Origin of the sequence: Streptomyces sp. NPDC048473 (assembly GCF_043200155.1) — a bacterium.
Classification (GTDB): Bacteria; Actinomycetota; Actinomycetes; order Streptomycetales; family Streptomycetaceae; genus Streptomyces.
This window is the reverse complement of sequence record NZ_JBICXE010000030.1, coordinates 1-22,406: the sequence shown is the minus strand read 5'-3', so window position 1 is coordinate 22,406 and position 22,406 is coordinate 1. Positions and strand designations below refer to the sequence as shown.

Genomic DNA, 22,406 nt, shown 5'->3' with positions numbered 1-22,406 from the left:
CCGACTCGTTAAGGTGCGCCGACGGACAACCATGACGGACGAGGAGGGTGCCGTGGCCGGGACGAGCGACACAGTCGCCGACGACGACGCACTGTATGTGCTCACCGCGGTGCTGCTGACACCGGCGCAGTTCCCGAGCGTGCTCGGTGACGACTACCCCGCCGCGTGTGCGGCGCTCACCCTCGAACCGTACGCCGAGGGATACGGGCTGATCCTCGGCCAGGACGGCAGTGGCGCGCGCTGGACCGTCGTAGTCGACGACGTGTCGCTGGTCGCCGTCGCGATCGCGGCCTGGGACTGCGGAATGGAGTACGACCTCTCCCCCGACGACCGTTCAGTGGTCTGCGCTCTGCCCGGGTGGCCCCTCGCGGTGGGGGTCGCCGCTCCCGGAGTGGCAGACCCGCACGATCCGCTGCCGGACCCGGAGGCCGAGGGCACCGATCCGGCGCCACTGGCCCCGCCCGACACGGAGTCATGGGGGCCGGCTCAGCGGCGCATGGGTGCGGACGAGATAGCGCACCAGTGGGCGGCCTGGCGCGAGCAGATCGACGACGAGACGGCCTTCATCACTCCAGGCGGGGCGGACGGTGCCGGGGACGAGGCCGGTGACGCCGCCGCAATAGAGAAGGGCGATACCGACGCCAAAACTGGGACTGAGGATGAGGGCGAAGGCGAGCTCAGGGCTGGAGCCAAGGTTGAGGCTGAGGTCGAGGCTGAGGCCGAGAGCGACAAGCCCGACGCCACCCCCGCAAACGAGGCCGGGAGCGACCGGCCCGACGCCACCTCCGAGAATCCCGCAAAGGACACGCCTTCCGGAGTGCACCCTGGCCTACGGCGGGCGCTCGCGGAGGCCCGTGCCTATGTGGACGCCCCGCCGCCGCCCGGCCGCATCCGGTCCTCCTTCGCCACCGGCGACGCCCGAATGCTGCGCGCCGACGGCCCCGGCTGGTCACTGGTCGCCAGGACCGATGACATCGCCTTCGTTCTGCTTGACGAGGAACCGGGCGAGGTGCTGCCGGTCGGGCGAGGGACGCAACTGCCCGGCCTGTTGAAGGCACTGGACGCGCTCGCAGTACGGCCGACCTGAGCGAGCTCTCGGTGCTCGACAGAAGGCCCAGAGCCGACCACCGGCCGAGGGCGCGCGCCGGTTCAGCCGTGTCTCACACGCGCTCCAGCGCCCGATGCGGCCCGACGGGCAGCTCGATCTTGATCGGGTCGCCCGGCCGGACCACTCCGCCGACCGTGACGATGCCCATGATCCCGGCCTTGCGCACGATCCGGCCCGTCTCGTCCCGGCCGACGACCTGCTTGAGGAGCCCGTCCTGGAAGTTGTCGATCTGCAGGCATGGGTTGCGCACGCCGGTGACCTCGACGACTGCCGCGTCGCCGAAGTGCAGCAGAGTGCCGACGGGCAGGGCAAGGAGATCGACACCGCTGGTGGTGACGTTCTCCCCGAGATCGCCCGGGGCGACCTCGAAACCGGCTGCCCGCAATTCGCCGAACAGTTCCTCATGAATGAGATGCACCTGGCGCAGATTCGGCTGGGTGGGATCCTGTGCGACGCGGGACCGGTGCTTGACCGTGACTCCCGCGTGCACGTCTCCCTCCACGCCGAGCCCGGCCAGCAGGGTGACACTCTTCCGGTTCGGCTTGGTGAACGAATACTTCTCGTTCCTGCTCACCACGGTCACCGTCCCGCTCACTGCGGAGCCCCCCGCGTCTGTCAGCATGTGGTCAGCGGCCTATTTCCTTGCGGGTGATCCTGCGGAGCCTGCGTCGCTGACTGGGATCCAGCAGCAGATACGCGACCGCCGGAACTCCGATCAGGACCAGCAGCGACAGCCAGAATCCGATGAACGGCATCAGGATGACTGCCGCGACGACTCCCCCGATGGCAATCTTTGCGCTGTTCGACATCGTCCACGCCTCCTTCGCGGCCCGAGGCCGCTCCTGCTGTGAGAACGCCTGCGCCCGCCCATCGGTTCCAGCCGGCCGAAGTCCTCACCTCAAGGGTTCGCCGACCTCGTGCATGTGCTGCAGTGCCTGCCGGTAGGACTCGATCAGTCCGGTCTCCGTGTACGGCATGCCGAGCGCCTCGCAGTGGGCGCGCACCATGGGCTGTGCAAGGCGCAGATGCGGGCGGGGCATGCTCGGGAAGAGGTGGTGCTCGATCTGGTAGTTGAGCCCGCCGAGGAACCAGTCGGTGAGGACGCCGCCGCGTACGTTGCGCGAGGTGAGGACCTGACGCTGGAGGTGGCTCCAGCGGTCGCCGTCGGGATCGGGCATCTCCATGCCCTTGTGGTTCGGTGCGAAGGCCATGCCCAGGTGGAGCCCGAACAGTGCATGGTGCACCAGCGCGAAGACGACGGCCTTCCCCGGGGACATGACGGTGAGCAGCAGCGCTGCGTAGAGACCGAGGTGGGCGACCAGGAGCAGTGCCGAGAGGGTGCGTTCCCGGGCGGGCTGCTGCCGCAGGTACTGGAAGCCGGAGATCTTGAGCGCGATGCCTTCGAGGAGCAGCATCGGGAAGAACAGCCGGGCCTGGTTACGGGTGAGCCAGCGGGCGAAACCTTCGCGCTGGGCCGCCTGCTTCTGGGTCCAGACCAGGGCGCCGACGCCGACATCCGGGTCCTTGTCGACGTGGTTGGGGTTGGCGTGGTGGCGTACGTGCTTGTCGTTCCACCATGCCTCGTTCATGCCCAGCAGCAGGTTGGCGTGCACGAGGCCGATGGCCCGGCTCGCCCTGCGGTCGCCGGTTATCTGGGCGTGTCCGGCGTCGTGTCCGACAAACGCGGTGCGGGACCAGAAGACCGCCAGTGGCAGTGCGAGCAGCAGGGTCCACCAGGTGTTGCCGAGGAGGAACATGCCCGTGAACACGGCACCCAGTGCGACCAGGTTGGTGGCGATGCCCGCCGCGTACCGGCCGGTGCGCCGCTCCAGAAGTCCCTGCCCCTTGACCGCGCGTAGGAGGGGCGCGAAGTCGCTCCCCTGGCTCGGGGCGATTCCGGTGCCGCCGGCACTCACAGCACTTCCCGCACCGTCACGGGTGCCTTCCACGACGGTGGCTACGGCCTGGGGCATGAGGTCTCCGGTCTCTGGAAAGCTGCGCTGACCTGTAGAAACGTACGGTGACCAGCCGTGCGGCAACCATGGCGCCACCACCCGGGATTTCCGGGGGTCAGCCCCCTCCCCCCAAGGGGGTGCTGGCTACACCCTGGGGCGCGACGCACAGTCCTGCCCGGCAGTCGCGCGGGGCGGCCGAGCTGCCTGAAAGTGGGCTGGATCACGGCGATTCCGCTCACGGGGGTACGCATCGGTGGAGTACCCTCGGCGACCCGACCCCACTAGTCAAATTTGAGGAATTCGGCATCGCTGTGCACAGGCTCCCTGCGGCAACGCTCTCCGAGATCTCCGCACTCTCCGGCTGCTCCGTGGTCTTCCTGCCCGCGGATCCCTTCCGCGCCGGCCGTATCGCCTTCTGGCATCCGGACGGTAGTAGTCCGCCCGATTCGCCCGGTTCCGTCGAGGAGCTGACCGTCGTCGGCGCCGACGCGCGGGCGTACGCCGTACCTGCGCTGCTGCTTCCGGTCCGGGACGCGCTGCCCGTACTGACGCGGGCACGGGCCTCGGCGCATGCCTCCGGCGCCGCCGCGTTCTGGGGCGCCGCCGCGCTCCTCGCTCTGCAACTCGCTGCCCGTGGCTTGCTGTTGCCGGGGCTGAGTACCACCGATCACGATGCCTGGCGGGCCGGGCCGCTGACCGCCGACGATCAGCTGCGGATCCGTACGCTCGCGGCCTCGATGCCGCCGCCGGCGCATGCGGTGCCGCTCGACGCGGCCGCGCAACCGGTGCTGCTGCCCGAACCCGAACGGCTGCTGCGCGCGTTCCTCGACGCGGTGGCGGACGGCCTGCCGCGGACCCCCGCCGCGGCCTTCGCCACCGGCGGCCCTGCGTTCGCCGTCGACGAGCCGCAGCACCTGCCCGGTCAACGGGCCTGGGCCACCGATGTCGCGGCCGGGCACGATGCGGGCGTCCGGCTCTCGCTGCGGGTGGAGGTGTCGGGGCTGACAGCCCCGGACGAGGACGACGAGCCGGCCTCCGGGCCGTCCTTCCGTGCTGTCCTGCAGATCCACAGCGTCAGCGATCCGGCACTGGTTGCCGATGCCGCCGAGGTCTGGGCCGGTTCCGCGCCGACCGCTGCCGCCTTCGGCCCCCGGGCCCGGATGGATGCCCTTCTGGCGCTGCGCCGGGCCGCCCGTGCCTGGCCTCCGCTGACTCCGCTGTTGTCGGCCACAGTGCCCGACTCCATCGAACCGGCCGACGAAGAGCTCGGCGAACTCCTCGGTCCCGCCGGACGGGCACTCGCCGCGACCGGGGTCCAGGTCCACTGGCCCAAGGAACTGGCCCGCAAGCTCACCGCACGCGCGGTGATCGGTCCGCCCGACGACACAGAGAGCCGGGAACACCGGGGGTTCGCCCGCACCGGCTCGGACACACCGCCACTCCTGTCGGCCGATGCGCTGTTGACGTTCGACTGGTGGTTCGCCCTGGGCGACCAGCAGCTCAGCCGCGCCGAGCTGGACCGCCTGGCCGAGGCCAACAGGCCGGTGGTGCGGCTGCGCGACCAGTGGGTGCTGATCGACCCCGAGGAGGCACAGCGCGCCCGCGACACCCAGGACCGCAAGGTCACTCCGATCGATGCGCTCGGAGCCGTACTGACCGGTTCCACCGAGGTCGACGGCCGCCGGGTCGACGTCCGGGCCACGGGGTGGCTGGAGCAGCTGCGCCACCGGGTGGCCGACCCGGAGTCCGGTGGGCAGCGGGGTGAGCAGCAGACGGTGGCACAGCCCCCGGCACTCTCCGCAACGCTGCGCGACTACCAGCTGCGCGGCCTGAACTGGCTGCACACCATGACCTCGCTCGGCCTCGGTGGCTGTCTCGCCGACGACATGGGGCTCGGCAAAACCATTACGCTGATCGCGCTGCATCTGCACCGTCAGGGCATCGAATCGGCAGCCGGGCCGACGCTCGTGGTCTGCCCGACCTCGCTCATGGGGAACTGGCAGCGGGAGATCGAGAAGTTCGCGCCGGGTACGCCGGTACGCCGCTTCCACGGCGGATCGCGCAGCCTGGCCGGCCTGGTGAATGGCGAGTTCGTCCTCACCACGTACGGCACGATGCGGCTCGACGCGGCGAAGCTCGCGGACATCCGGTGGGGCATGGTGGTCGCCGACGAAGCCCAGCACGTCAAGAACCCGTACTCGGCGACGGCCAAGCAGCTGCGGACGATCGGCGCACAGGCTCGGGTGGCGCTCACCGGTACCCCCGTGGAGAACAACCTGTCCGAGCTGTGGGCGATCCTCGACTGGACGACGCCCGGCCTGCTGGGCCGGCTCGGCACCTTCCGTACCCGCTATGCGCGGACCGCGGAGGGCGGCGACCCGGCGGCGGCCGAGCGGCTCGCCGCGCTGGTGCGGCCGTTCCTGCTGCGACGGCGCAAATCGGATCCGGGCATCGCGCCCGAGCTGCCGCCGAAGACCGAGACCGACCGCACGGTGTCACTGACGGCGGAACAGACGGGGCTGTACGAAGCGGTGGTACGGGAGACACTGGCCGCGATCTCCGGCGCCGACGGCTTCGCCCGGCGGGGCCTTGTCGTGAAGCTGCTGACGGCCCTGAAGCAGATCTGCAACCACCCGGCGCAGTACCTCAAGGAGAAGGAGCCGCGGATCGAGGACCGTTCGGGAAAGGTGGAACTGCTGGACGAGCTGCTCGACACGATCCTGGCGGAGGACGCGAGCGTGCTCGTGTTCACCCAGTACGTGCAGATGGCCCGGCTGCTCGAACAGCACCTGGCGGCGCGCGGGGTGCGCACACAGTTCCTGCACGGCGGTACACCGGTCGCGGAGCGGGAGGCGATGGTGAACCGGTTCCAGGCGGGCGAGGCCCCGGTCTTCCTGTTGTCGCTGAAGGCGGCCGGCACCGGACTCAACCTCACCCGGGCAGGCCATGTCGTGCACTTCGACCGGTGGTGGAACCCGGCGGTGGAGGCACAGGCCACCGACCGCGCGTACCGGATCGGGCAGACCCAGCCGGTGCAGGTGCACCGACTGATCGCCGAGGGCACCATCGAGGACCGGATCGCCGACATGCTGGCCCGCAAGCAGGGACTGGCGGACGCGGTGCTCGGCTCCGGCGAGGCGGCGCTGACCGAACTGACGGATGCGGAACTGGCCGATCTGGTGGAGCTGCGAGGGGGCACGCGATGAGCGACGGATACGACAGCGACGAATACGGCAGCGACAGATACGACCGTGAAGGATACGGAGGCGACGGGAGCGACGCCCCGGCGCTGGTGCAGGAACGTACCTTCGCCGCGCTGCCGCCGACGCGCGGGCGCGGCTTCGCGGAGTCCTGGTGGGGCCGGGCCTGGCTGAAGGCTCTGGAGGACACCGCGCTGGACGGCGAACAGCTCAAGAAGGGGCGCAGGTTCGCCCACGAGGGCCGGGTCGGTGCGGTTTCCGTACGGCCCGGCCGGATCACCGCGGTCGTCCGGGACCGGGACTCGTCCACGTACCGCAGTGATGTGCTCCTCCAGGAGCTGAGCGAGGCGGAGTGGGACCGGTTCCTGGACATGGCCGTAGACCGGGCCGGGCACATCGCGGCGCTCCTCGACCGCGAAATGCCGCCGCACCTGGTGGAGGACGCGGCGGCGGCCGGGGTGGAGCTGCTGCCGGGGATCGGCGATCTGGACCCGGAGTGCACCTGTGAGACGTGGGATCACTGTCCGCACACCGCCGCCCTGTGCTACCAGGTGGCGCGGCTGCTGGACCAGGATCCGTTCGTCCTGCTGCTCATGCGGGGGCGCGGCGAGCGGCGGCTCCTGGACGAACTCCAGGTACGCATCGCGGCCCGCGCGGAGGGGCTGGCAGCGTCCGGCACGGCCGCCCCCTCCGGCAGGTCCGGTACCTCGGGCGCTCAGGCGAAGGATCGCGGAGTACGGGCGGAGGAGGCGTTCGCCGCGCGGGACATCCTGCCCCCGCTGCCCGTTCCCCCGCCGCTGCCGACGGAACCAGGGCCTGCGCCGTCCCTGGACACGGATACCGAACCGGAACCCGGCGTCGATCCGGCGGTTCTGGAGATGCTGGCGACGGACAGTGCGGCACGCGCCCACCGGATGCTGGCGGACGCCCTCTCTCCCCGTCATGAACAGCAGCCTCTGCCGGCCGGTTTGACGCCGCAGCAGGATGCCGTACGGCTGGTCGCCGACGCCCGGCCCGAGCCCTGGATCGCGACACGGCTGGCCGCCGGATCGGGGCGGCCACGTGCCGAACTCGATGCGGCGGTGCGTGCCTGGCAGTACGGCGGGGCGGCTGCGCTCACCGTGCTGGATGAGGAGTGGGCGCCGGATCCGGAGTCCCTGGCCCGGGCCCGGGCACGGCTCGCCGAGGCGTGGGAGGAGGGCGAGCAGCCCCGGCTGCGGCAGGCGGGCAATCGCTGGACCGCGGTGGAAGACGGTGTACAGCTGCGGTACGGGCGGGACGGGCGCTGGTGGCCGTACCGCAAGGAGAGCGGGCGCTGGGTTCCGGCAGGCCCGGCGGACGACGATCCGGCGGCGGCGCTGGGAGGTTCAGGCGTGTCGGACGACTGAGGTCATCGTTGGGGCCGCTCAGCGGTGAACGGGCGGGGGCCGGGCAGGACGTCCGGCCCCCGCCCGTCGTCGCGCTCTGCCCCTGCGTTCAACTCGATGTCACCGCGCATTGAGGGTGAGGGCGGAACCTGGCGGCCGTACGAGCTGAGTCCGTGCCTCAGAGCTGGCGGGGAGCGTCATTCCAGCCCTGCGGTATTCCGCGGCCAGGTGGGTGATGGTCAGTGCCGGTGTTGCGTGACTCAGGCGAATACCGGTGATGGGTCTGTCGTGATCCGCCGGCTGCTCCTGGTTCGACCGAAGTCACGAGCGTCACTGGCAGCAGCGCCTGCATGGTCAATCCGAAGGTGACCACCAGGCGCTGCCTTGTGCCGCCGCACGAACCTTCACGAAGCGTCAGCCATCAGCCCCGACCGACGCCTCTGCCCGACCCGCTTCCGAGACCGTCGGCATAGCCGCGCCCCTCATCTGCCAACGCCTCCTCACCGACTCCAGTCTGCCCCTACCGGCCGACGCATCAGGCCCACTCGTCTCCAGGGTGAGCGAGTACGCCGCGGTCGGCGGTCGGGACTGGGAGATCTGCACGGTCCGGTACAAGGTCCGCGTACGTGTCAGGTGCAGGCAGTTCAGGGTTGGTCGTCCATCGGGTCGAGGTCCTGCCACATCTGCTGGATCTCGCCCGAGGAGCGGATGGCGTCCTCGTCGCTGAGCTCGCTGAGGATGGCCTGCACGGCGGCGACCATGGCCGTGAGGGAGCCCCCGATCCGGCCACGGGCCGGCGCATCGCCGCGCTGATCGCGGCGGCGCCGGTGGTGCTGCTGCTGTGGTGGCGCCGCACCCTGCCGGAATCTCCCCGCTACCCGGTTCGGCACCGTACGGCCGTTCCTCAAGCTCCTGGTCGAGGTCGTCGACTTCGGCGCGACCCCGGTCATCGGCGGCATCGACGCGCTGAAGTACGGGAGGCTCTCCCACGTCGACCAGACATATCTGCGGCTCGCCACGTACCGGGCCGCGAACGCCACGCTGATCGAGCACCAGGCGGCCATCCCGCTCGCGAGCGCGTGGGGCGGTGGCCTGGTCGCCTCGGTCGACGGGATGCGGTTCCTCGTCCCCGTGCCCAGCGTGTACGCACGGCCGAACCCCAAGTTCTTCGGGCGCCGGGGCGGCGCCACCTGGCTCAACATGATCAATGACCAGGCGGCCGGACTCGGCGGGAAGGTCGTGGCCGGCACCCCGCGCGACTCGTCCTGGTCGGGATACGTGCGCCGGTGGGGGCGTACGAATCACTGGTGGCGGTAGACGCGGCCAGCGGTGGTTCGGGCCCCACCGTCGTCGTCGGGGGTGGGCCGGATGGACTGGCGGAGGGCGATGTAGCGGACCGGGGCGTCGGGGTGCTCGGCACCGGCCCGGCGCAGACGCTTGCGGGCGGCTGCGGCGGGCCGGACCTCCTCGGACTGCCACAGGCCGCGCCGGGCGTCGGCGGGCCGGCGGATCAGCAACAGGGTGCCCAGCAGTGTCCGGATCACCCTCAGCCGGTCGTCGTTGATGTCGTTGACGCGGTCGGCGCCCACCCCGTACCGGTCCCTGCTCGTGGACACCGAAGGGTGGTTCCGGATCAGGACCGTTGGCGCGCCGCGGGACGGCGACCCTCGTGATGGCGAACTGCACCAGTCGACTCGCGAAGGTGCCACGTTCGCGGCCACTCAGTCGAGACAGAACTCGTTGCCCTCGATGTCCTGCATCACGAGGCACGACTCGTTGACTCCATCGGCAAGCAGTAGCCGCACGCGTACCGCGCCGAGCGGGACCAGTCGTGCGCATTCGGCCTCAAGTGCGGCCAGTCGCTCTTCACCCACGAGTCCGGTGCCGACCCGCACGTCAAGATGCAGCCGATTCATGACGACCTTGCCTTCGGGAACGCGCTGGAAGTACAGTCGCGGGCCCACACCTGAAAGATCGGCGCATGATGCGAACGCTGGACCCTGATGCTCAGGGGGCAGTGCGCGATCGAAATCGTCCCACGTAGCAAACCCCTCCGGTGGCGGCGGTACGACGTACCCCAACACCTCGGACCAGAATCGAGCGACGCGCTCAGGTTCTGCGCAGTCGAAGGTGATTTGGACCTGCTGGATCGATGCCATCGGATCTTCGTAGAGGCGGGGTCTTTCGTCGTCTCCACGGGCCCGCCCCTGGCCAGGCTGTGGCGCATGCGGCCGACTCTTGGCGATGAGTGGGACCTTGAGCCGTGGGATGACGATCCTGACAGTGTCCCCACTGGAGGAGGTCCTGGCAGACTTCGGGAACGTCGTATGCGCGCAGGTGAGTTGTAGCCACGCCCCAGTACGACGAAGGAGCGTACGGGAGGAAACCCGCCCGTGCTCAGCGTCGGCGGTCGCCCGGCGCGAGCAGGCTGGTGACTTCGGCGATCGCCTCCGGAGAGGGGTGGAAATACTTCCGTACGTTCTCCGCCTTCTTGTGCCGGGGCTTCGCCATCAGCATGAGCAGGCTCGTCCCACCCTCGCCGAGGTGGGTCAGGCCGGAGTGCCGCCACTCATGCAGATCCCAGCCCGTGCCCGGCGGTCTCGTGCAGGAGGCGGGCCGAGACCGAGTTTCGCAGCCAGGTCAGGACCGTGCGCGGGTGCTCGGCGGCCGTCAGGGCTTCCCGTAGGGGTGCGAGTTGTGCGGCGGACTCGGGTGGCAGTCCATGGAGGAGACCTGTGAGGTGGTCTTCGACCGCGCAGCGGTCGCACAGCTCCCCGATGATGGGGCTGCTGGCGCTGCCGCAGGCTGGGCACGCGTAAGGGTCCGGATGTCCGGCGCAGGGCCCGCAGGTCCTTTGCCCGTCGATGCGGGCGATCAGGACCTTCACCGTCGAGCAGCCAGGGCACAGGGCTGGGACCCGGCGGGCGAGCGCGCAGCAGGGTTTGCAGACCGGGCCGATCAGCCAGCGGGCACTCACCGGTGCGCTGACGGAGCACAGCGCGCAGGGGGCTGCTGAGCGGGGCCGGCAGGAGGCGCACGGGTCCTTGTGGCTGGGGCGGCCGCACCCGGTGCACGAGCACGTGGCGGCTTGGGCCGCTGGCGGCAGGGTGTGCAGGTGTCGCCGACCGGGCGGGGCCTGATCCGCTCGCAGCCGGTACAGATGCCGACGTTGGAGTGTGCGGCAAGGGTTCCTTCGCAGCCCAGACACACCCGTCCCCCGGGAACCAGGCAACGCAGGCGTCGGATGCGTCCGCAGCGAAGGCAGGCCGGAACCCGCACCCCGTCGATGCCCCGCTCGCGCAGCACGGTGATGAGGCGCTGGACGGAGGCCGGGGCGAGCGAAGAGCCGCTGACAAGCGCGTCGGGGTGCGCGCCGAGGTGCGCACGGATACGTCCGCGGGCCGACGGTGTCATCTCTGCTACCAACTCCGCCGCGGCCCCAGGCGCCAAGTCCGGGAGACGCGCCCGGTTCCTCTCGGCAGCCCGGGCTCTGTGCCGGGGCCGTCCGCGTCCATGATCGGCCGGCTTCCCCCGTCCACGCAGCCGATTCCGGGCTCCTGCCGTCTTCCGCCGCTCGCACGACGCCCGTACGGTAGGGCGCGCGAGACGCTCGGCCGTACATCGGAGAACACCTTCCGGTCATCGGACAAAGGGAGCCACGGGGTGTCGGGGGATTCGAGCAGCGGACTGTTACGCGATGCCATCGGGCTGCGTGAAGTCCTTTTCCAGAGCATCACGGCGATGGCGCCGGCCGCCGCCATTGCCGCGTCGATTCCGGCCGGAGCCGCGTTCGCGGGCGGCAGTCTGCCGTTGTCCGTGGTGGTGGCACTGGTCGCCTGCCTCTTCACCGCGTCGTGCGTCGCAGAGCTGGCACGCCATCTGCCGGCCGCCGGTTCGGTCGCCACCTACTCGGCGCAGGGGCTGCATCCGGCCATCGGGTTTCTTGTCGGCTGGGGCTATGTCTTCGTCGAGGCGCTGGTGCCCGCGCTGTTGCTGCTCCAGCTCGGCTTCACGACGGCGGGCACCCTGCACCAGGAGTGGTCGTCCTACCCGGCGGACCTCTGGTGGCCGTGGTCGTTGCTCGGCGCGGTGATCATCGCGCTCGCCGGGTATTTCGGCGTGCGGGCCTCCGCACGGTTCGGAACCGTGCTCGGCATCTTCGAGGTGCTGGTGTTCGTCGCCTTCGCCGTGCTGCTCATCGGGCAGGCCGGATCGGACAACACCCTGTCGGTGTTCGGCACTTCGCACACCGCGGACGGCTTCGACGGCATCAGCGGGATCTTCGCGGGTTCGGTCTACACCGTGCTGGCCTTCGCGGGCTTCGAGGCCGCGGCGCCGCTCGCCGAGGAGACGAAGAACCCGCGGCGCACGATGCGGCGTGCGGTGCTCGGTGCGGCGCTCTCCATCGGCCTGGTGTACGTCCTCACCACCTATGCCATGTCCGTGTACTTCGGGCCGGACAGATTCGCCGGATTCGACGCTTCGGGGGCGACGTCGTGGGAAGGCGTGGCCCGCGCCTCGTTCGGGCTGTTCTGGGTGCTGCTCTTCCTCGCCGTGGTCAACTCGACCGTGGCCAACGCCAATGCGTGCGCCAATGTGTCGACCCGGACGGCGTTCGCCCTCGGTCGCATCGGGGTGTTCCCGCAGGCCTTCGCAAGGCTCCATCCGCGCCGCCGCTCCCCCGTAACCGGCGTGGCCGTGCAGTTCGTGATCGCGGTCGGCGCGGCGCTCGGACTGGGTTTCGCCTACGACCCGGTGACCGCGTTCGTGCTGCTGGCCACCGTGATCGTGACGGTGATCATCGGTGTGTACATCATCGTGAATCTGGCTTGCGCCGGGTACTTCCTGCGACGGCGGCGCGGCGCGTTCAACCCCGTGCTCCATCTGCTCTTCCCGGTACTGGGCATCGCGGCGTTCGTCCCCGCGCTGCTGACGGCCGCCGGGATTCCGGCCTTCGACTTCGTCTCCGAGCTGAGTGCGCCCGTTTCGTACGCCGGTCCGGTCGTCGGTGTCTGGATGCTGATCGGAATCGTTGTGCTTGCGGTGCTGCTGCGCAGACATCCGGAGCGGGTGGCACAGACCGGACGGATCCATCTTGACGACGCCCCGGAGCCGGCCGGGGAACCCGAGACAGGAGCAGTGCAGCGATGAACGCCCCCCGTATCCTGACGGTCCGCCCCAAGGAGGGCGAGTACGCCTGGACCTTCGGCGGAGCGGCGCCGGTCGCCCGTATCGAGCCGGGGACATTCCTCGACGTGTATACGGAGGACTGCTTCGCCGGCCGGGTGCGCTCCGAGAAGGACCTGGTCTCCGAGGTCTGCGAATTCCCCTTCCTCAACCCGCAGACCGGTCCGTTCCATGTGGTGGGTGCGGAGCCCGGCGACACCGTCGCGGTTCATTTCGTGTCCGTCGAACCGGCCAGGGACTGGGCCGCCTCGACGACCGTGCCTCTCTTCGGGGCGCTCACCTCCACGCACACCACGGCGTCACTGCAGGCTCCGCTGCCCGAGGTGGTGTGGATGTGGCAGCTCGACCGGGCGCGCCGCACCTGTCTGTTCAGCGCCCGGGACAGTGACATCCAGGTGGAGCTGCCGATGGATCCGATGCACGGCACGGTCGGGGTGGCGCCGGCCAATCTGGAGGTACGGTCCGCGCTGGTTCCCGACGCGCACGGCGGGAACATGGACACACCCGAGATGAGGGCGGGCGTCACCTGCTATCTGGGCGTCAACGTCGAGGGTGCGCTGCTGAGTCTCGGGGACGGTCATGCCCGTCAGGGCGAGGGCGAGACCTGCGGGGTCGCCGTGGAATGTGCGATGAACACGGTGGTGCTGGTCGAGTTGCTGAAAGGTGTCACGACACCGTGGCCGCGCATCGAGTCCGACACCCATCTGATGTCGACCGGCTCCGCCCGACCGCTCGAAGACGCCTTCCGCATCTCGCAGTTGGACCTGGTGCAGTGGCTGGCACGCGACTACGGCCTGTCCGAACTCGATGCCTATCAGCTGGTCAGCCAGGCCGGTGAGGCGCCGTTGGCCAATGTGTGCGACACCAACTACACCTGTGTGGCGAAGATCCGCAAGGAGTGGCTGCCCGCAGGCGATCCCCATCGCGGACTCCACCGCCATCTGCGGGAGACTGCAACACTGCTGTCCAGCCCCTGACCCCCGCCCCCACAGGAGTGTTCATGCACCGCAGAAGGATCCTTCAGGGCGCCGCCGCGACGGCGGCCGCCGCTCTGCTCCCGGCCTCCGCCCGCGCCGCGGCTTCCACGGCGGCAGGCGACACCGACTATCCGCTTGCCCACTGGACACCGGCGTCCACGTCCAACTACACGGCTTCGACCCGGCCTTCGGCCTATCCGGTCCAGTACGTGATCATCCATGTCACCCAGGAGACGTTTCCGAACACGATCGGGATCTTCCAGAATCCGGCGAAACAGGTCTCCGCGCACTATGTGGTGCGCTCGGCGGACGGCTATGTCGCCCAGTGCGTCCGGGAGCAGAACATCGCCTGGCATGCGGGCAACTGGGACTACAACACGCGCAGCATCGGCATCGAGCACGAGGGCTGGGTGGACCAGCCCGCGTACTTCACCAACGCCATGTACGAGAAGTCGGCGCTGCTGACCGCCTCGGTCTGCGACCGTTACGGCATCCCCAAGGACCGTGCGCACATCCTCGGCCATGCCCAGGTCCCGGGCACCGACCACACCGATCCCGGGCCGAACTGGGACTGGGTGCGCTACATCCGTCTCGTCAATCTCTACTCAGCCGGCTGACGCGCCTTCGCCGCCGCATCCGATTACTCTCCGCACCGCGGTTGTCACAGACGTCGACTGCCGCCACGATGGGGTGTGCACGACGCCCCTGGACGGGAGGGTGAGTTGACGGACCCCTGGGTGGCTCTGGCAGCCGATACGAACCCCGGTGAACGGCTCGGCCAACTGCGCCACGCACACGAGGTGTTCACCACGGCCGGACGGCTGGAGCGTCCGGTGCGTCCGGTGGTCGGCGAGTCATGGCGGCGCTCCGTGCGGGCCCGGGTCAGCCCGGACGGTGCGGCCCTCGTCGAGCTGGGCGCCGACGACCTCGGGCCGTACCGGGACGGGCATCCCCTGGCCCCCGCCATGCCGGTGATCCGTGAGCTGATGAGCGCGTACGCGACGGACGGCGAACACCTCCTCGCGGTGTGCGACGCGCACGGCAGACTGCTGTGGGTCGAAGGACACGCGGTGACCCGACGGGCCGCGGGCCGGATGAACTTCGTGGAAGGCGCCCGCTGGGCCGAGTCCGCGGCCGGGACCAACGCACCGGGGACGGCCATCGCCGTGGACCGGCCGGTGCAGGTCTTCGCCGCCGAGCACTTCCTGCGGCCGGTCCAGCAGTGGACCTGCGCGGCGGCGCCGCTCCACGACCCGCACACGGGACGGGTCCTGGGCGCCGTGGACATCACCGGTGGGGACCGACTCGCGCATCCGCACAGCCTGGCGTTCGTGCAGGCGGTGGCACGCGCCGCCGAGTCGCAGCTGGCACTCCTCGCACCCTCGCCGGCCGGGGAGTCCGTACAGCTCAGTGCGCTCGGCCGGGACGAGGCCCAGCTCGTCGCGGGAGGCCGGAAGATCCAACTCAGCAGGCGTCACAGCGAGATCCTGGTGACGCTGGCCCGCCACCCCGAAGGGCTCGGGGGCGACGAACTCCTCGTGGAGCTGTACGAGAACGAGTCGGTGACCCCCGTGACGCTGCGGGCCGAACTTTCCCGACTGCGACGGCTGCTGGGCCCCGAACTCCTCCTCTCCCGCCCCTACCGTCTCTCCACGCCGGTCGACGCCGATTTCGACACGGTGGCGCGCAGACTGGCATCCGGAGCGGTGGCAGCGGCGCTAAGCGCCTACGCGGGTCCGCTGCTGCCTGGCTCGCAGGCACCATCTGCCATCCGTCTGCGGCGCCGGCTCGACGAGCAGCTGCGGGCGGCGCTCATCGCACGCGGTGACCCGGGGCTGCTGGCCGACTGGGCGTACAGCCCATGGGGCGAGGACGATCTCCCGGTCTGGCAGGCGCTCGCCGCGGCCGTACCTGCGGGACAGCGCCCCGCGCTCCTCGCCAGGGCCCGGGCGCTGGACGCCGAGCAGCGCCGGCCGCTCCCCGCACCCCACGCAACGGGGTTGCAACGTCGCGCTGCCTACCCTCACGCCGAGGGCCGTCCAACGGCGGGCGGCACCGGATCCGGGAGGCCACAGAGATGACCCGTTACGCTGCGCCGGGCACCGAGGGCGCCATCGTCTCGTACGAGTCCCGCTACGACCACTGGATCGGCGGCGCATACGTCCCGCCCGCCCGTGGCCAGTACTTCGAGAACCCCAGCCCCGTCAACGGCCGTCCCTTCACCGAGATCGCCCGCGGCAGTGCCGAGGACATCGAACGGGCCCTGGACGCGGCACACGCCGCGGCCCCCGCATGGGGAGCGACCGCGGCAGGCGACCGCGCCTCGGTCCTCAACAGGATCGCCGACCGGATGGAGGCACATCTGGAGGAGCTGGCGGTCGCCGAGAGCTGGGACAACGGCAAGCCGGTACGCGAGACCCTGGCCGCCGACATCCCCCTGGCCATCGACCACTTCCGCTACTTCGCCGGTGCGCTGCGCGCCCAGGAGGGCTCGCTCAGCGAGATCGACGACGACACGATCGCGTACCACTTCCACGAGCCGCTGGGCGTCGTCGCGCAGATCATCCCGTGGAACTTCCCCATCCTGATGGCGACCTGGAAACTGGCCCCGGCGCTCGCGGCGGGCAACGCGGTGGTGCTCAAACCGGCCGAGCAGACCCCGGCCTCCATCCACGTATGGCTGAAGCTGGTGGCCGACCTCCTTCCGCCCGGCGTCGTCAACATCGTCAACGGCTTCGGCGCGGAGGCCGGCAAACCCCTCGCCTCCAGTCCCCGTGTCGCGAAGATCGCCTTCACCGGTGAGACCACCACGGGGCGGCTGATCATGCAGTACGCCTCCGAGAACATCAAGCCGGTGACGCTCGAACTGGGCGGCAAGTCACCGAACATCTTCTTCGACGACGTGTGGAGCGCGGACGACGACTTCCGCGACAAGGCCCTCGAAGGCTTCACCATGTTCGCCCTCAACCAGGGCGAGGTCTGCACCTGTCCGTCGCGCGCACTGATCCAGCGCGGGCACTACAGCGAATTCCTGGAGGCGGGCATCGCCCGCACCGAACAGATCGTGCCGGGCCACCCGCTGGACACGGACACGATGATCGGCGCGCAGGCCTCCAACGACCAGCTACAGAAGATCCTTTCGTACCTGGACATCGGCCAGCAGGAGGGCGCGAAGGTCCTCACGGGTGGTCAGAAGATCGAGTACGACGGGGAGCTGGCGGGAGGCTACTACGTCCAGCCGACCATCTTCGAGGGCGACAACCGGATGCGGGTCTTCCAGGAGGAGATCTTCGGCCCGGTCGTCGCGGTCACGTCCTTCTCGGACTTCGACGACGCGATCGGAACGGCGAACGACACGCTGTACGGCCTCGGGGCGGGCGTATGGACCCGCGACATCAACACCGCGTACCGGGCGGGCCGTGCCATCCAGGCAGGCAGGGTCTGGACGAACTGCTACCACGCGTACCCGGCCCACGCCGCCTTCGGCGGCTACAAGCAGTCGGGGATCGGCCGCGAGAACCACAAGATGATGCTGGAGCACTACCAGCAGACCAAGAATCTTCTGGTGTCCTATTCACCGAAGAAGCTGGGATTCTTCTAGACGCACGAGAAAAGGCGCCTGACCTGGGCTTTCACCCGTCAGGCGCCTTTCACTCAGCCCGCTCTCGACCGAGCCCGGCTTGCGCGCTAGCTCCCATTTCCTCCCACTGCTGTACCCCTCCCGACCAGTGCTTCCGGACCAGTCACGGACCAAACCCCCGGTTCAGCCCTCGGGTGCGTCACTGGCTGACGCGCTGCCACTCGTTCATGGACTGCTCGATGAGGCGGTTCGCATGCTCTCGAAGGCCGTCGAGGAACTTGGCGTAGTGGCGAAAGAGAACCTCGATGCTCTGACCGGCGCGGCGGGCGCATTCGGCCGGGTCCACTCCGGAGTAGAGCCAGAACGAGATCCCGGCGTGCCGGAGATCGTAAGGTCGCTTGGCCAGACGAGAAGTCCGCTCGGTACGAGTCAGGGCGTGCTCCCGGGCCCGCGCCCACGTGATGCCGTAGGCGGCAGCGTCCACGTAGTTGCCAGCCTGATTCCGGAAGAGTCGACCGTCGGGTGCCACATCGAACCGTTTCACATGGGCACGCAGCATGCGTACGAATTGCGGCGGGATGAGAATAGGTCGCGTTGCGCTTGCCGCGCGACGCTTGAGCGAGTGCACCTCGTGCACCTCACCGTCGTCGGTCCACTCCTTGCCAGACGTGACAACCCCGCCCGAGAGGTTGAGCATCCCCCATCCAGTCTTCGGCAAGTGACATTGATCGATCCGAAGATGGATGACCTCAGCTGGCCGCATAGCCGCGAAGTACATGCAGCCGAAGAACGCCTCAAGATGAGGACCCCGCCCCCGCTGGCGAGCAACGGACTCGAGCAGGCGAAACACCTGGGCCGGATTGGGAACGGCGGCCGGATCCACCTCTTCATTGACTGCTGGCGCTTTCCACCGTAGACCGTTGAGGGGGTTTTCCGCGAAGTACCCCTTCTCCACCGCAGTGTTGAGAGCTTCGTTGAACGCAGCCCTCTTGCGTCGGGCTGTCTTGGCCGCAGCCGCCTTGCCGTCCAGTTTGCGGCACATCGCGTCGAGGGCCCGCCTCAGAACGTCGGCCTCCGCGAGGGCGCTGACCGGCAGCGAGTTCCGCTTCATCCAGTCCAGCGCGTGGAGCCACTCCTCGGTGGGCTCGCACTGCCAGGCTTTCTTGTTGAATGCCCACGAGTACAGGGCACGCCGTAGTACCCGCGGATCGGAAAACGTTGCGCCGGGGCGCACGAGGGCGGGCGTGACCGTGGCGAAGGCATCAGCCAAGGTGCGGCGGGTGTTCCCTGGCGTGCGCTCCCATCTTTGCTCGATGTATTCGTGCGCCAGGTCATACCACGTAGTTCGCTGCTTGATGGCCCGCAACTCGGATGCCGGCAGACCGGTGTGCTCATCAAACGGCTCACCCTCGCGCGCAGCTGTCATCAGCTTCGCGCGTCGGCTATCAGCAAGCGCGAACGTGATGAAGGACTCGGACTTCTCTCGCCCGTTAACCGTCCACCGAATCTGGAAAGGCTTGCGCCGGTCTGGGCGCTCGCGTATCTCCCAGAAGCGGACGTTATAACTCATCGCCATCCGGGCGTATCCCTTTCGCACGCCTCCCACCACGCATCCAGATCGGCGCGGCGGCAGCGCAGTTCACCGTTGGGCAGCTTGATAATTCGGGGTGCCTGACCGCGAGCGCGTAGGCGGTAGAAGGCCGACGGGCTCATCCGGATTTCCGCTAGGACCTCGGTGAGCTTGAGCGCAGGTGGACGAGCCATTGATGTTTCCTCGGGTATTCCGAATTTGTCGGCCGCCCAGGCGGCAGCGCGCGACTTGCACCCACTCCGCCACAGATGATGGGCAGGCGCTGTCAGCTACGGGGACTGCTGGGCACCGACATGAAGGGTCATAGTGTCTGAACGGCTCCACCGCCAAGCACAGCCGCTGCGAACACCCTCAATGGTCGTCACGATCGCCGGTTTGGCTAACCGGCGATCGTGGTCTATATTGCGCGCCGCATTAGATGAATCCGACAGCTCCTCGGGCTGGCCGCCGTCAGGACGCCAGCCGGTATGGGCGCAGAGTTGGGGTCGCACCGTCCACGACAAGCACCAGCAGACCGTCATCAGTTAGGCGTTCAAGATTCCGCACCACGACACGCTCAGGAACCCCGATAGCGCGGGCCACGTGCCAAGTTGCAGCTCCGGGGTGCGCCGCAACATGTGCGAGGACAGCCCTATCGCGGCGGTAGCCGCGTTGCAGCAGGTCCTCGCCGAACAGGCCGGCCGCGCAGACGCAAACGCACAGCCCGGTGGACACGGCGCCGTAGTCCCCCGCCGCCTGACCGAACCAGGCGTTCAGTGCGCCGAACGCAAAGAGGACAGGGGAAGTGAAACGGGTGGATCGAATAGCGGAATCCGACAGGCGAGCCTCCTAAGCTAAGTAGGACCATGCCAGCGAGGCAGCCCGGTGCGGTGCGGGGTTCCGAATCAATCGCAACCCGGCCACACCGGCGCAGCTGCGCCCGTCTGATCTGGTGTTTTCTGGGACGTTGTACGTTGACATGCTCCCGACGGAGGTTTCCAGTCCTTTGGAGTTCTTTCTTGTCTGCCGTGGGCGAATGCCCGCCGACAGCTGCATGGAGCCCTCCTGCCACGGACCTCGTTGAGGCGCAGGACATGCGCCGGCACCTGCATCATGAAGCCGTTACACGACCTCGTCGACGAGAGGACCTTCACCGTGGTGTCGAAGCGACGCGCCACCCTGAATGACGCGCTGCCGTCTGACTGATCCAGGTCGGTGGGTGAGTCCCACCCACCTTCAACGGTAGCGACCGACTTTCGGCGTGCGCTGGACGGCTGGGTAGACACCTCACAGTGGTAAGCAGTCAAGTCGCTTGGTGCTGTGTTCGAGTCAAGGGTTTGTTGCGTGGGTGTCCTGGCAGCGTAAGAATGTGCGGGCATGAGCGATCTCGACCCCGTCACCCAGGCAACCCTGCGTTCCGTTCGGCAGGCTGGTTTCCTGGGCGCCGTGTGGACACCAGCCTCTGGCGTGTGAGCTTCGCGGAGGCCGAGCTGGTGATGCACCCGGCCGCAGAAGAGTTCTTGGCGGAGTTCGGTGGTCTACAGGTCGGGTCGCGGGGTGCCGGGATCACGCGTGCTCGCGAGGCGTTCGACCTGGACCCCATGAACCTCTGGTGCAGTGAGGAGGACCGCTTCGCAGCCTGGAACGAGGCCAGAGGGGTCATGGTCTTCCCTGTTGGTGAGCTCGACCACGGCCATGCTCTTCTCGGAATCGACGAACACGGGGAGCTCTATTCAGTCCAGCCCTTTCGCCTGGCCACTTTCGGGCGAGAGCGGCGACTTCGATGGGCTGAGCCGGGTGGCCCGTCGGCGTCGTCGTCTGCGAGTCCACGACCACGAACGTCGTCGCCCGGAAGTCGGGGTCGTCGGTCAAACTGCCCATGCGTCCGCCATTCAAGTCGGTTGGGTGGCAGCGTTGGCACGTGCCCTGTTCATCGAGGAGAGCACGCGCCAGCGCCTGCTCGGGTGGGTTCCTTGTCAGTGCCCGATGACCCGGGCCACGGCCGCCGTGGCGGTCTGCAGGTGCGGCGCGTTCCACCGGCGCTCGCCGCCGCCATGACCTTCGACTGCGACAAAGGGAGATCACCTTCGGAGACCTCCTCGACTCCCTGGACGGCGCGCACACCCAAGCGCACACATCCTGACCTGGCTACTTCGCAAGTCACACGATCCGCTCTAACCGCGGGAGGAACCTGGCGCCCCCGCGCGACGGCTGAGAGCGGCGTGCCGGCCGGCGGAGTCGTGCGCGCGACGGTACTGCTGGCCGCCGGACGCGACCGCGCCCAGGTCGCCTTCGGACCCTTCGTGATCACCGGCGCGCTCGCCGAGTCCACCACGACCGGCTGAACGCCTCCCTTGCACCGGAAATTGCATCTCCTGCAATTCCGCTTCCGGCTTGGCTCCTTCCGGAAACGCAAAATCAGGAGCTGCTCGGGCTGCCTTCCAGTTTGCTGCAGTGTCATCTCGTTGAAGAGTGGCTATTCTCCGACCGAGCTCGTGGGCTGCTGCTGCGTTCCCCATGTCGGCGCGGCGGATGTACGAGCTGAGTGTGTGTATGTCGCGGATGCCGATGAGCATGGGTAGACCGGGCCAGCTTGTGATGTCGTACCCATACGTTCTCCCGAACGTTTCGAGTTCAGCAGCGGTTCGTCCGAATCGCTGGCCTTGGTAGGTGTTGGCAAGGTCGACCTCCCGTGGCCCGACGGCCGCCTCATCCCAGTCGCCGAGGAGCACATGGTCGCCGTCCCAGAGGCAGTTGCCGGGGTATGCGTCACCGTGGACGAGGCCGGGGGTCAGGGCGTAGTCGAGTTCCTCGAAGGTAGCAATGAGCTCGTGCGCGCGTGTGGCAAGCCAGTCCTTCTGGGTGTCGGGCACTGAGTTCGCGTGCGCCAGTGTTTGGGTGAAGGAAGTGAGTGGCGTCCACTTCGGCAGTGTGATGGGTGGTTGGGGAAGCTGGTGTAGTTGCCGAAGAAGACGGCCGAGATGCTCAGCGTTGGGGGTGCTTTTCGGGGTGGGCTGCGGATAGTGACGCCAGAAGGTGACGACATGCCCTTCGGCGAGTACGGGCTGTTCGAGGTCCGCGGGTTCCGTCGCTGGTACGCCGCTGTTTGTGAGCCAGCGTGTGAGCGTCACGCTGGTGGTGAGCCTGGAGAGATGTCCGACTGAGCTGACGCGCGCGACGATGCGTTCGGTAGGGAGGAGGAAGACTGCGGTCGCGTGCTGGTGCAGCTTGATCATCTGGTTGCTGCGCAACCCACTCATGCGGGCGGCTCTGTGTGCCGCATGCTCCTCGATGCCTTGATTCATTGGAGTGGTGCCTTCGGTGGGCCTTCCCCCAAGGCCGGGTAGTTAGCGTTCTCGCAGGTCACGCAAGGGGTGTTGACGGGTTTCTGATGTAGAGCAACGGAGCTCGTTGGTACAGGCAGTCGTCCAAGACAGCTTGTCCCGCAAGGAGCCCCGTTGC

The 22,406-nt window shown here is 68.7% G+C and carries 16 protein-coding genes and 3 pseudogenes; 10 read left to right on the top strand and 9 right to left on the bottom strand.

What is annotated here, in order from left to right:
• Nucleotides 1–31: 31 nt before the first annotated feature.
• Nucleotides 32–1,087 (top strand): hypothetical protein, encoded by a 1,056-nt coding sequence (locus tag ACGFU7_RS34245; protein WP_393701121.1) that lies wholly within the window; start codon nt 32–34, stop codon nt 1,085–1,087.
• Between the two features lie 73 nt (nt 1,088–1,160).
• Here ACGFU7_RS34245 and ACGFU7_RS34240 read toward each other — a convergent pair whose 3' ends face one another.
• The 3 genes from ACGFU7_RS34240 to ACGFU7_RS34230 all read right to left on the bottom strand — a co-directional run bounded on the left by ACGFU7_RS34240 (nt 1,161) and on the right by ACGFU7_RS34230 (nt 3,081).
• Nucleotides 1,161–1,691 (bottom strand): MOSC domain-containing protein, encoded by a 531-nt coding sequence (locus tag ACGFU7_RS34240; RefSeq protein WP_393701229.1) that lies wholly within the window; start codon nt 1,689–1,691, stop codon nt 1,161–1,163.
• Nucleotides 1,692–1,734: 43 nt separating this feature from the next.
• Nucleotides 1,735–1,917, bottom strand: a complete 183-nt coding sequence (locus ACGFU7_RS34235; RefSeq protein ID WP_114248565.1) for a hypothetical protein — start codon at nt 1,915–1,917, stop codon at nt 1,735–1,737.
• Nucleotides 1,918–2,001: 84 nt separating this feature from the next.
• Nucleotides 2,002–3,081 (bottom strand): fatty acid desaturase family protein, encoded by a 1,080-nt coding sequence (locus ACGFU7_RS34230; RefSeq protein WP_393701119.1) that lies wholly within the window; start codon nt 3,079–3,081, stop codon nt 2,002–2,004.
• 293 nt (nt 3,082–3,374) lie between these two features.
• Here ACGFU7_RS34230 and ACGFU7_RS34225 point away from each other — a divergent pair, with 293 nt between their 5' ends.
• The 3 genes and pseudogenes from ACGFU7_RS34225 to ACGFU7_RS34215 form a co-directional block, all read left to right on the top strand.
• Complete coding sequence (locus ACGFU7_RS34225; protein ID WP_393701117.1) at nt 3,375–6,269, top strand: DEAD/DEAH box helicase; 2,895 nt, start codon at nt 3,375–3,377, stop codon at nt 6,267–6,269.
• Nucleotides 6,266–7,651 (top strand): SWF or SNF family helicase, encoded by a 1,386-nt coding sequence (locus ACGFU7_RS34220; RefSeq protein WP_393701116.1) that lies wholly within the window; start codon nt 6,266–6,268, stop codon nt 7,649–7,651. Before ACGFU7_RS34225 ends, ACGFU7_RS34220 begins: the two co-directional genes overlap by 4 nt.
• A gap of 912 nt (nt 7,652–8,563) precedes the next feature.
• Nucleotides 8,564–8,893 (top strand): annotated as a pseudogene (locus ACGFU7_RS34215) (Tn3 family transposase); the annotation flags it as partial.
• 38 nt (nt 8,894–8,931) lie between these two features.
• On the opposite strand, the gene ACGFU7_RS34210 reads toward ACGFU7_RS34215, so the two are convergent.
• The 3 genes and pseudogenes from ACGFU7_RS34210 to ACGFU7_RS34200 all read right to left on the bottom strand — a co-directional run.
• Complete coding sequence (locus tag ACGFU7_RS34210; protein WP_393701114.1) at nt 8,932–9,246, bottom strand: hypothetical protein; 315 nt, start codon at nt 9,244–9,246, stop codon at nt 8,932–8,934.
• Nucleotides 9,247–9,351: 105 nt separating this feature from the next.
• On the bottom strand, nt 9,352–9,789 hold the full coding sequence (locus ACGFU7_RS34205) for a VOC family protein (protein ID WP_393701112.1): 438 nt from the start codon (nt 9,787–9,789) through the stop codon (nt 9,352–9,354).
• A 238-nt stretch (nt 9,790–10,027) separates the two neighbouring features.
• Nucleotides 10,028–10,240 (bottom strand): annotated as a pseudogene (locus ACGFU7_RS34200) (site-specific integrase); the annotation flags it as partial.
• Between the two features lie 1,053 nt (nt 10,241–11,293).
• On the opposite strand from ACGFU7_RS34200, the gene ACGFU7_RS34195 reads away from it, so the two are divergent.
• The 5 genes from ACGFU7_RS34195 (at nt 11,294) to ACGFU7_RS34175 (ending at nt 17,395) form a co-directional block, all read left to right on the top strand.
• Nucleotides 11,294–12,781: an APC family permease gene (locus tag ACGFU7_RS34195; protein ID WP_393701110.1), complete on the top strand. Its 1,488-nt coding sequence runs from the start codon at nt 11,294–11,296 to the stop codon at nt 12,779–12,781.
• Nucleotides 12,778–13,794, top strand: a complete 1,017-nt coding sequence (locus tag ACGFU7_RS34190) for an acetamidase/formamidase family protein (RefSeq protein WP_393701108.1) — start codon at nt 12,778–12,780, stop codon at nt 13,792–13,794. Before ACGFU7_RS34195 ends, ACGFU7_RS34190 begins: the two co-directional genes overlap by 4 nt.
• A 23-nt stretch (nt 13,795–13,817) precedes the next feature.
• Nucleotides 13,818–14,411, top strand: coding sequence for an N-acetylmuramoyl-L-alanine amidase (locus ACGFU7_RS34185; protein ID WP_393701106.1), 594 nt, complete (start codon nt 13,818–13,820; stop codon nt 14,409–14,411).
• Nucleotides 14,412–14,516: 105 nt separating this feature from the next.
• Nucleotides 14,517–15,875 carry a GAF domain-containing protein gene (locus ACGFU7_RS34180; protein WP_393701105.1) on the top strand — a complete coding sequence of 453 codons (1,359 nt, stop codon included), beginning with the start codon at nt 14,517–14,519 and terminating at the stop codon, nt 15,873–15,875.
• Nucleotides 15,872–17,395, top strand: a complete 1,524-nt coding sequence (locus tag ACGFU7_RS34175) for an aldehyde dehydrogenase family protein (protein WP_393701103.1) — start codon at nt 15,872–15,874, stop codon at nt 17,393–17,395. Before ACGFU7_RS34180 ends, ACGFU7_RS34175 begins: the two co-directional genes overlap by 4 nt.
• Before the next feature lie 178 nt (nt 17,396–17,573).
• Here the strand turns inward: ACGFU7_RS34175 and ACGFU7_RS34170 are convergent, their stop codons facing one another.
• Complete coding sequence (locus ACGFU7_RS34170) at nt 17,574–18,950, bottom strand: integrase (protein WP_393701101.1); 1,377 nt, start codon at nt 18,948–18,950, stop codon at nt 17,574–17,576.
• On the bottom strand, nt 18,941–19,138 hold the full coding sequence (locus tag ACGFU7_RS34165; protein ID WP_393701099.1) for a helix-turn-helix transcriptional regulator: 198 nt from the start codon (nt 19,136–19,138) through the stop codon (nt 18,941–18,943). The genes ACGFU7_RS34170 and ACGFU7_RS34165 overlap by 10 nt, the downstream gene beginning before the upstream one ends.
• A 1,173-nt stretch (nt 19,139–20,311) precedes the next feature.
• On the opposite strand from ACGFU7_RS34165, the pseudogene ACGFU7_RS34160 reads away from it, so the two are divergent.
• Nucleotides 20,312–20,650 (top strand): annotated as a pseudogene (locus ACGFU7_RS34160) (SUKH-3 domain-containing protein); the annotation flags it as partial.
• A 468-nt stretch (nt 20,651–21,118) separates the two neighbouring features.
• Here the strand turns inward: ACGFU7_RS34160 and ACGFU7_RS34155 are convergent.
• Nucleotides 21,119–22,249, bottom strand: coding sequence for an aminoglycoside phosphotransferase family protein (locus tag ACGFU7_RS34155; RefSeq protein ID WP_393701097.1), 1,131 nt, complete (start codon nt 22,247–22,249; stop codon nt 21,119–21,121).
• Between the last annotated feature and the right edge of the window lie 157 nt (nt 22,250–22,406).

Excerpts from the sequence above, each read along its gene's own strand:
- ACGFU7_RS34245 (WP_393701121.1), top strand. The coding sequence starts at position 32 with ATGACGGACGAGGAGGGTGCCGTGGCCGGGACGAGCGACACAGTCGCC.
- ACGFU7_RS34235 (WP_114248565.1), bottom strand. The coding sequence starts at position 1,917 with ATGTCGAACAGCGCAAAGATTGCCATCGGGGGAGTCGTCGCGGCAGTC.
- ACGFU7_RS34230 (WP_393701119.1), bottom strand. The coding sequence starts at position 3,081 with ATGCCCCAGGCCGTAGCCACCGTCGTGGAAGGCACCCGTGACGGTGCG.
- ACGFU7_RS34220 (WP_393701116.1), top strand. The coding sequence starts at position 6,266 with ATGAGCGACGGATACGACAGCGACGAATACGGCAGCGACAGATACGAC.
- ACGFU7_RS34205 (WP_393701112.1), bottom strand. The coding sequence starts at position 9,789 with ATGGCATCGATCCAGCAGGTCCAAATCACCTTCGACTGCGCAGAACCT.
- ACGFU7_RS34190 (WP_393701108.1), top strand. The coding sequence starts at position 12,778 with ATGAACGCCCCCCGTATCCTGACGGTCCGCCCCAAGGAGGGCGAGTAC.
- ACGFU7_RS34185 (WP_393701106.1), top strand. The coding sequence starts at position 13,818 with ATGCACCGCAGAAGGATCCTTCAGGGCGCCGCCGCGACGGCGGCCGCC.
- ACGFU7_RS34175 (WP_393701103.1), top strand. The coding sequence starts at position 15,872 with ATGACCCGTTACGCTGCGCCGGGCACCGAGGGCGCCATCGTCTCGTAC.
- ACGFU7_RS34170 (WP_393701101.1), bottom strand. The coding sequence starts at position 18,950 with ATGGCGATGAGTTATAACGTCCGCTTCTGGGAGATACGCGAGCGCCCA.
- ACGFU7_RS34165 (WP_393701099.1), bottom strand. The coding sequence starts at position 19,138 with ATGGCTCGTCCACCTGCGCTCAAGCTCACCGAGGTCCTAGCGGAAATC.
- ACGFU7_RS34155 (WP_393701097.1), bottom strand. The coding sequence starts at position 22,249 with ATGAATCAAGGCATCGAGGAGCATGCGGCACACAGAGCCGCCCGCATG.